The sequence below is a fragment of the Streptomyces sp. SP18BB07 genome, from assembly GCF_036322545.1.
In the GTDB taxonomy this organism is placed as follows: Bacteria; Actinomycetota; Actinomycetes; order Streptomycetales; family Streptomycetaceae; genus Streptomyces; species Streptomyces deccanensis.
Window position 1 is genome coordinate 19,317 of sequence record NZ_JAQYWT010000277.1, and the last position, 8,746, is coordinate 28,062.

Genomic DNA, 8,746 nt, shown 5'->3' on the forward strand with positions numbered 1-8,746 from the left:
GCACGCACCGGGGTGCGGGGGCGACGGAAGTTGACGGTCCACTCGACCGTACCGAGGACGACAACGGCCCGCGACCGGGCGCGAGTGACACTGGAAGCGGCACGAGAAGGGGCGATACGACGATGAAGGGCACCGTGGGAGAGCTGGGGGAGTTCGGGCTCATCAGGGAGCTCACCTCCCGGCTCACCACCACCCCGGCGGTCCGGGTCGGCCCCGGCGACGACGCCGCCGTGGTGGCGGCGCCGGACCGCAGGGTCGTGGCGAGCACCGACCTCCTCCTGGAGGGGCGGCACTTCCGGCGCGACTGGTCCACGGCGTACGACGTGGGACGCAAGGCCGCCGCGCAGAACCTCGCGGACATCGCCGCCATGGGTGCCGTGCCCACCGCGCTGCTGCTCGGCCTGGTCGCGCCCGCGGACCTGCCGGTGACCTGGGCCACCGAGCTGATGGACGGACTGCGCGACGAGTGCCAGGTCGCCGGCGCGTCCGTGGTCGGCGGTGACGTCGTCCGCGGCGACACCATCATGATCTCGATCACCGCGCTCGGGGATCTGCGCAACCATGAGCCCGTGACCAGGGGCGGAGCCCAGCCCGGGGATGTCGTGGCCGTCACCGGCTGGCTCGGCTGGTCCGCCGCCGGGCACGCGGTGCTCTCCCGCGGCTTCCGCTCGCCGCGCGCCTTCGTGGAGGCCCACCGGCGCCCCGAGCCGCCGTACCACGCGGGCCCGGCGGCGGCCTCCCTCGGCGCGACCGCGATGTGCGACGTCAGCGACGGGCTGATCGCGGACCTGGGGCACATCGCGGAGGCGAGCAAGTGCCGGATCGACATCCGCTCCGGCGCGATCGACATCCCCACCCAGATGCACGACATCGGCCAGGCCGTCGGCGTCGACCCCCTGCAGTGGGTGCTCACCGGAGGCGAGGACCACGCGATCGTCGCCACCTTCCCGCAGGACGTGAAGCTGCCCGCGCGGTGGAAGGTGATCGGCGAGGTCCTCAACCCCTCCGCGCTGCCCCAGGTCACCGTGGACGGGGCGCCCTGGACCAGCAAGGGCGGCTGGGACCACTTCGGGGACATCGAGTCATGAGCCCGGCGACCAGCGGGGCGCCGCCGAGGGTCCTCACCGTGGCCGGGTCCGACTCCGGAGGCGGGGCCGGGATCCAGGCCGACCTGAAGACGATGCTCGCGCTGGGGGTGCACGGCATGAGCGTCGTTACGGCCGTCACCGCGCAGAACTCCCTCGGTGTGCAGGGCGCTTGGGAGCTTCCGGTGGAAGCGGTGCGCGCCCAGTACCGCAGCGTCGTCGACGACATCGGCGTCCAGGCGGTCAAGACCGGCATGCTGGCCTCCGCCGAACTCGTCGAGGCCGTCGCCGAGTTGCTGGCCGCCACGGACGCGCCGGTCGTCGTCGACCCGGTCGGCGTCTCCAAGCACGGCGACCCGCTGCTGGCCGCCTCCGCCCTGGACTCCGTACGGACGCGGCTGCTGCCGGTGGCCACCGTGGCGACACCGAACCTCGACGAGGTGGCCCAACTCACCGGTGTCCGGGTCGAGTCGGAGGCCGGGATGCGTGAGGCGGCCGACGCCGTGCTGGCGCACGGGCCGCGCTGGGCCCTGATCAAGGGCGGCCATCTCCCCGGGGACGCCGTCGATCTGCTCACCGACGGCTCGCAGGAGCACTGGCTGCGGGCCCCCAGGTACGACAACCGGCACACCCACGGCACGGGCTGCACCCTCGCCTCCGCGATCGCCTCGCACCTCGCCCGGGGGCGGACCGTCCCGGAGGCCGTGGCCGCGGCCAAGGAGTACGTCACCGGGGCGATCGCCGCCGGGTTCGCGCTTGGCGGGGGGATCGGACCCGTGGATCACGGCTGGGCGCTCAGGCGGGGTACTCCGGCAGCCTGATGTTCGTCGCCGACTTCTCGGTGATGCGCTTGAAGAAGGCCGCCATCGGGCGGGAGGCGAGAAGACGGTACATCCGGTCCCTGCCGCGGATCCGCCGCTCGGTGGGCGGCGCGAAGAACGGGCCCGCGTTCCCCGCGGTCTTCTGACACCCCTTGGCGAACCCCCGGATCCGGCTCTCGTACGCGGCGAACGCCGTGCGGTGGTCGCCACCCGCCAGGGCGAGTTCACCGGCCAGGACGTACGCGCCGACGATCGCCACACCGGTCCCCATGCCGCCCATCGTGGCGCCGTACCCCGCGTCGCCGAGCAGCGCCACCCGGCCCTCGGTGAGCCGGTCGACGTGGATCTGGGCGATCGCGTCGAAGTACAGGTCGTCGGCCGCCTCCAGCGCCTTGAGGACGTGCGGCCCCTCCCAGCCGGTCCCCGCGAACCGCTCGGCGAGGATGCGCTTCTGCGCGGCGACGTCCTGACGGTCGTACGACAGCCGCTCGGAACGGAAGACCAGCAGCGCGACCACGCGGTCCGGGTCTCCACCGTAGTTGCCCAGGGCGATCGCCCGGCCGGGCTCGCTGTAGAGCCGGCCGGTGCGGTGCAGCCCCAGGCCGTTGGGGGCGTCGAAGCCGGCGACGTAGTGGTCGAGGAAGCGCAGGTGGCGGGACTCGTCGCCGAAGACCAGGGAACGGGTGCGCGAGTGGAGGCCGTCGGCACCGATCACCAGGTCGAAGCGGCGGGCCGGACCCCGATCGAAGGTGATGTCGACACCGTGCGGCGTGTCGGTGAGCGTGGCGATCGAATCGTCGAACACGTACTCGACGCGATCCCGGGTGCGCTCGTACATGATGTGCGCGAGATCCCCACGGAGGATCTCCACGTCACCGCTCATCATCTCCGACGGCAGGTCCACCTTCGGTGAGCCGTCCGGGGCGACGACGATCTGCCGGCCCATGTGGGTCTGCCGGGCGTGGATCTCGTCCCAGATGCCCATCCCGGTGAGCACCTCGCGGTGGACGTGCCCCCGGAAGTCGACGGCGAAGCCGCCGCCGCGCAGCTCCGGCGCCTTCTCGACGACGGTGACGCGGGCGCCGTACCGGAGGAGGTTCAGGGCGAGGGCGGGGCCGGCGACGCCGGCGCCGGAGATCAGGACGGAGAGATGGCCGAGGTCGTACGTCGTGTTCGTCATGCACGGCAGCGTCGGCCGGGCCGCTGACCGTCCCCCTACCGTTCGCTGACCGCCGCTGACCCGAGGCTCCGGCCCCGGTCGAAGGCCTTGTCGTACGCCGCGGGCGACAGCCTTCCGCGTACGTCCCGCTCCGTACGGCCGACATCGGGGTCGCCCTCGATCCGGGCGCCCCGCAGGGCCGTGGCCGCGCCCAGGAGTTCGGCGGCGCGCTCGGCGGTGGGGGCGACGCAGGCCAGCGCCTCGGCGAGTTCAGCTCGTGCGAGGACGTCCGTGGAGTCCTGGGCGTGGGCGCGTGCCTGTGCGAACCAGTCGCGGGCCGCGTCGGTGTCGCCCTCGGCGGCCGCGGTGCGGCCCAGTCCGATGAGGATCCGTACCGTCTCGCCGACGCTGAACCAGTTGGCCGCGCACGCCTCCAGCGCCGTCTCGTAGTGCACGCGCGCGCGTGCCGTGTCTCCGGCGAGCCGGGACAGGTCCCCGAGGCCGCGCCGGGCGCTCGCCACCTTGTCGTGCGCGCCCGCGGTGCGGGCGAGCGCGGCCGAGCGGGTGTAGTGGGCGGCGGCCTCCTCGGTGTCGCCGCGGTGCAGCAGGACGGTCGCACGGGTGCGGAGCAGATCGGCCCTCTCCTCGGGCGCCTGGAGCTCCCGCACGTGTGCCAGCCCCTCGTCGAGCAGTTCGAGGGCGCGTTCGTACTCGCCGCGCCAACCGGCGAACGAGCCGAGCGGATCGAGGCAGTTGGCCATGCCCCACCGGTCGCCCGTCACGCGGAAGCCGGCCAACGCGCGCGTGAAGGCGGCCTCCGAGGCGGCGGGGCGCCCGGCGAACATCTCCTGGTAGGCGACGCCGACCTCCAGCAGCGCCCGGCCCCACGGATCGTCGCTCAGCTGGACGGCCCGGATCTCCTCCGCCACGGAGAGGACGGGACCCCCGACGAGCGACCAGATGACCAGGGTGGGCGGCAGCCGCAACGGCACCTCCAGCGACCGCAGTACGGCCGCCACGCGCGCGAGGCGTTCGGGCTCACCGGGGTCGTCACCGCGCCCGGCGACCGTGTTCATCACACACAGCGCGTACTCCTCGGCCAGCCCCGGGGGCGGTGTCTCACCGACGGCCGCCAGCAACGCCCGGGCGAGCGGGATGTGCTCGCCCTGCGGGCCGCGCAGCCGCCAGAACCACGACAGGGCCGCCATCAGCCGCAGGGCGGCCCCGGTGTCCGTGTGCAGCAGATGGCGCAGGGCGGCGTCGAGGTTGCCGTGCTCGGCGGTCAGCCGCTCCAGCCAGGGCAGCTGTCGGGAACTCCGCAGGAACGGCTCGGCGCGCTCGGCGAGGGCCAGGAAGTACCCGGCGTGGGCGTCGCGCAGCCGCTCCGGCTCGTCCTCCTCGGCGAGCCGCTCGGCGGCGTACGCGCGGATCGTCTCCAGCATCCGGTACCGCCCCTCGGCGACCTCCACCAGCGACTTCTCCACCAGGGAGGCCAGCACGTCCTCCGCGTACGGCACCCCGCACACCGTCTGGACCGCCTCCGCCGTCGCACCGCCGGAGAACACCGCCAGCCGCCGTCCCAACTCCCGCTCTCCCTCGTCCAGCAGCTCCCAGCTCCACTCCACGACGGCTCGCAGGGTGCGGTGCCGGGGCGCCTTGGTGCGGTCGCCGCGCGAGAGCAGGCGGAATCGGTCGACCCCGGCGGAGAGTGCGGGCGCGCACCCGTCCGGGCCCGGTCGAACGGGTGCGTGGGTGTCCGTCGGGAGTGCGCCGAGACGGTCGGCGAGTTCGTGGACGGTGAGGGTGCGCAGGCGGGCGGCTGCCAGTTCGATGGCCAGGGGGAGCCCGTCGAGGGCGGCACAGACGTCGGCCACGCGCGCGTGCCCGTCCACGTGGGGATCGCTGACGCCGAGGTCGGGGCTCACGGCCCGTGCGCGGTCCAGGAACAGGCGGCTCGCGGCCTCGGGAGGCAGTGGCGAGACCGGCACCAGCACCTCGCCGGTGATGCCGAGCGCCTCCCGGCTGGTGGCAAGGACGCGGACACCCGGGCAGCCGCCGAGCAGGAGTCCGACGAACCGGGCGGCTTCCTCGACCAGGTGCTCGCAGTTGTCGAGCACGAGCAGCAGCTCGCGATCCTCCAGGGCACCCAGCAGCCGCTCCGTGGCCTCCGCGACCGGGCTCCCCGGCCCGCGCAGGCCTTCGCGCACGCCGAGTGCCGTGAGGACGGCGTACGGGATCTGCGCGCCGTCGGTCAGGGGCGCCAGCTCGGTGACGCAGACGGTGGCGGAGATCTCGGCGTACGCCCGGGCGGCCTCGATCGCGAGCCGAGTCTTCCCGGCACCGCCGGGTCCGGTCAGCGTGACGAGCCGGGTGCCGGGCGGACCGATGGAATCCTCGTCGGACGGGGCGGACGGGGCGGACGGGGCGGTCGGGCCGTGACCGGGCGGGCCGGTGGGGCTGAGGTCCGGGTCCTTCCGGCCGGACAGGTGGGCGTCTGCCCGGCCGCGGTCGCCCAGGAGTGCGGCGATGTGCGCGAGTTCGGTGTCGCGGCCGATGAAGCGGGTGAGCTGGGCGGGGACCCGGGGGCGGCGTGGGGCCGGGGTCCGGCCCCGCAGCAGTTCGAGGTGGAGGGCGGAGAGGTCGGGCGAGGGGTCGGCCCCGAGTTCCTCGGCGAGGGCGCGCCGGGCCGTCTCGTAGACGCCGAGCGCCTCGGCGGGACGCCCGCCCGCGTGCAGGGCCCGCATGAGCAGCCCGTACAGTCTCTCGCCCAGCGGATGCGCGGCGAGCAGGGAGCGCAGCTCGGGGACGAGTTCGGGGCCGCCGCCGAGCGCGAGGTCCGCCTCGATCCGGTCCTGCACGGCGGCCAGCCGCAGCTCGTCGAGGCGCGCGACCTCGCCGTACGCCTCCGGCAGGTCGGGCATCGCCGGCCCCCGCCACAGGGCGAGCGCCTCGCGCAGCCGGGCCGCCGCCTGCGGATGGTCCCCGGTGGTGAGGGCGGTCCGGCCCTCGTGGGCCAGCCGCTCGAAGCGGTGGGCGTCGACGGCGTCGGGCGCCAGGGCGAGCCGATACCCGGCGGGTGTGGCCTCGATCTCCGTATGCGGGCCCAGGCGTCTGCGCAGCCGCGAGATCTGGGACTGGAGGGCGTTGGCGGCCCCCGCGGGCGGTTCGGCGCCGTACAGGCCGTCGGTGAGGCGCTCGACGGAGACCGACCGGCCGGCATCGAGGAGCAGCAGCGTCAGCAGGGCGCGGGGGCGAGGGCCCCCGGGGTCCAGCGGAGTGCCGTCGCCGGTGCGAATCTCGAGGGGACCCAGGATGCCGAACCGCATGGCCGGAGTCTGACAGGTCGCCCGGTCGCCGGGCACGGCGCTGCGGGTACGGCGTTGCGGGTACGGCGTTGTCGGGGACGGCAAAAAGCCGGTCCACTCCAGGTGGACCGGCTTTCTGCAGCGAACCAGCAGTGGCCGCGCGCTTAGCTGTGCGTCAGCGCGAGACCTTGCCGGCCTTGATGCACGAGGTGCAAGCGTTCACGCGCTTCGGCGTCCCGCCCACCACGGTACGGACGCGCTGGATGTTCGGGTTCCAGCGACGGGACGTACGGCGGTGCGAGTGCGAGATGTTGTTGCCGAAGCCCGGCCCCTTGCCGCAGACGTCGCAGTTGGCAGCCACGGGTCACTCCAAAGACTTCAGATGCACTTACGGTGGATCCCGGCAGGCCGGGATCGAGATCGCAGGATCAGAGATCTGAGTGGCGTTGCCAGGGGATTTGGCCCGATCTGGATCGGGCAACCGGAGCAGCATACAACGACTGCGCCAGTACAACGAAACTACCATGGCTGCTCAGGAGCCCTGCCCCGCCCCCTTCCGGTGGACACCCCTCCAAGGTCTACTCTGCGTCCCAGTCCCAGCAGCTCAAGGAGGCGCAGGTGCCGCAGGTGCCGCAGACATTCTTCGATGCTCTCGCGGTGCGCACCTGGTGCGGACTCGCGCTGGCGGCGCTGGGACGCGCGCGCGAGGAGATCGACTCCATCAACGTGTACCCGGTGGCCGACGGCGACACCGGCACCAACCTCTACCTGACGATGGAGTCGGCCGCGGCGGCGGTCGAGGCGGTGTTCGCGGGCCACGCGACGGCGGGCCCGTCGACCGGAGTGGGGCAGCCCGCCAGCGCGGGGCAGCCCACGCTCGCCGAGGCCGCGCGGGCCATGGCGCACGGCGCGCTGATCGGCGCCCGGGGGAACTCCGGGACGATCCTCGCCCAGCTCCTGCGCGGCATGGCCCAGGTCCTCGCCGACGACGGGGAGACACCCCGTACCGACGGCCGGGGGTTGCGGCTCGCCCTGCGGCGCGCGGCCGACTCCGCCCGCGACGCCGTTGCGCACCCCGTCGAGGGCACCGTTCTCACGGTCGCCTCCGCCGCCGCCGACGCGGCCGGTGACGCCGAGGACGACTGCGGGACCGTCGCACGCGCCGCCTACGAGGGCGCCGGCCGGGCCCTGGCTGCGACTCCCGCCCAACTGGCCGCCCTGGCTCGCGCCGGTGTCGTGGACGCGGGCGGACGAGGGCTGGTGGCGGTGCTCGCGGCGCTGGTGGAGACGTTCACAGGAGAGACACCGAGGGCGGTGGCCGTTCCCGCCGTGCACGCGCGCGTGGCCGTCGCCGAGGCTGCGGCGGAGGTGTGCGACGGGGACGACCGGCCCGAGGCGGGCGGCCCGGCCTTCGAGGTGATCTACCTCCTGGAGGCGGAGGACACCGCGGTGGCCCGCCTTCGCGGGCGCCTGGACGAACTGGGGGACTCCCTCGTCGTGGTCGGCGGGGACGGGCTGTGGAACGTCCATGTGCACGTCGACGACGCGGGCGCCGCCGTGGAGGCCGGGGTCGAGGCCGGGCGGCCGTACCGGATCCGGATCACCCACTTCGGGGCGGAGGACGCCCATATGACCGGGGAGGCCGGGCGGCAGCCGCGCGAGCGCGCCGGGCGGGCCGTGGTGGCCGTCGTGCCGGGGGAGGGGCTGGCCGGGCTCTACGCCGAGGCCGGCGCGACCACGGTGCTGGCCCGACCCGGGGAGCCGCCCGCCAGCGGGGAACTCGTGGAGGCCGTACGGCGTGCCCACGCGCGCGAAGTGGTGCTGCTGCCCAACGACGCGGACCTGCGGCACACCGCGGCCGCCGCCGCCGAGCAAGCCCGCGCCGAGGGTGTCCGGGTCGCCCTCATCCCCACCCGCTCCGCCGTCCAGGGCATCGCCGCCCTCGCCGTGCACGAGCCCGAACGCCGCTTCGACGAGGACGTCGTCTCGATGACCTCCGCCGCCGGTGCCACCCGGTACGCCGAGGTCGTCATCGCCGAGCGCCAGTCCTGGACGATGGCCGGCATCTGTCAGGCCGGCGACGTCCTGGGGCTCGTCGACGGGGACGTCGCCGTCATCGGGACCGATGTCACGGTGACCGCGGCGGCGGTGGTCGACCGGATGCTGGCGGCCGGGGGGGAGATGGTCACGCTGGTCCTGGGGGACGGTGCTCCCGCGGATGTCGTGGAGCACGTGGAGAGCAGGGTGCGGGAGGGGTATCTGGCGGTGGACACGGTGGTGTACCGGGGGGGCCGTCAGGGGGCGTTGCTGCTGATCGGCGTGGAGTAGAGATTTTCCTCGCCCCCGCCGCCCCGGACCCCGTTCGCGCAGTTCCCC

6 protein-coding genes are annotated in these 8,746 nt (G+C 74.3%); 3 read left to right on the top strand and 3 right to left on the bottom strand.

The genetic code is table 11. The annotated features are described in order from the left end of the window. The first annotated feature begins 122 nt into the window (after nucleotides 1–122). Nucleotides 123–1,088 carry a thiamine-phosphate kinase gene (locus PUR53_RS14125; RefSeq protein WP_329895066.1) on the top strand — a complete coding sequence of 322 codons (966 nt, stop codon included), beginning with the start codon at nucleotides 123–125 and terminating at the stop codon, nucleotides 1,086–1,088. After that, the gene (gene thiD / locus PUR53_RS14130) at nucleotides 1,085–1,906 is read left to right on the top strand and encodes a bifunctional hydroxymethylpyrimidine kinase/phosphomethylpyrimidine kinase (RefSeq protein ID WP_329908467.1); all 822 of its coding nucleotides are present in this window, start codon (nucleotides 1,085–1,087) and stop codon (nucleotides 1,904–1,906) included. The genes PUR53_RS14125 and thiD overlap by 4 nt, the downstream gene beginning before the upstream one ends. Here the strand turns inward: thiD and PUR53_RS14135 are convergent. The 3 genes from PUR53_RS14135 to rpmB all read right to left on the bottom strand — a co-directional run bounded on the left by PUR53_RS14135 (nucleotide 1,881) and on the right by rpmB (nucleotide 6,731). Continuing rightward, nucleotides 1,881–3,086 (bottom strand): FAD-dependent monooxygenase, encoded by a 1,206-nt coding sequence (locus PUR53_RS14135; protein WP_329908468.1) that lies wholly within the window; start codon nucleotides 3,084–3,086, stop codon nucleotides 1,881–1,883. The genes thiD and PUR53_RS14135 overlap by 26 nt on opposite strands. A gap of 35 nt (nucleotides 3,087–3,121) precedes the next feature. After that, nucleotides 3,122–6,391 (bottom strand): AfsR/SARP family transcriptional regulator, encoded by a 3,270-nt coding sequence (locus PUR53_RS14140; protein WP_329908469.1) that lies wholly within the window; start codon nucleotides 6,389–6,391, stop codon nucleotides 3,122–3,124. A 154-nt stretch (nucleotides 6,392–6,545) separates the two neighbouring features. After that, entirely contained in the window at nucleotides 6,546–6,731 is a 186-nt protein-coding gene (gene rpmB, locus PUR53_RS14145; RefSeq protein WP_003993230.1) for a 50S ribosomal protein L28, read from the bottom strand. A 257-nt stretch (nucleotides 6,732–6,988) separates the two neighbouring features. On the opposite strand from rpmB, the gene PUR53_RS14150 reads away from it, so the two are divergent. Continuing rightward, entirely contained in the window at nucleotides 6,989–8,698 is a 1,710-nt protein-coding gene (locus tag PUR53_RS14150; protein WP_329908470.1) for a DAK2 domain-containing protein, read from the top strand. Nucleotides 8,699–8,746 lie beyond the last annotated feature (48 nt).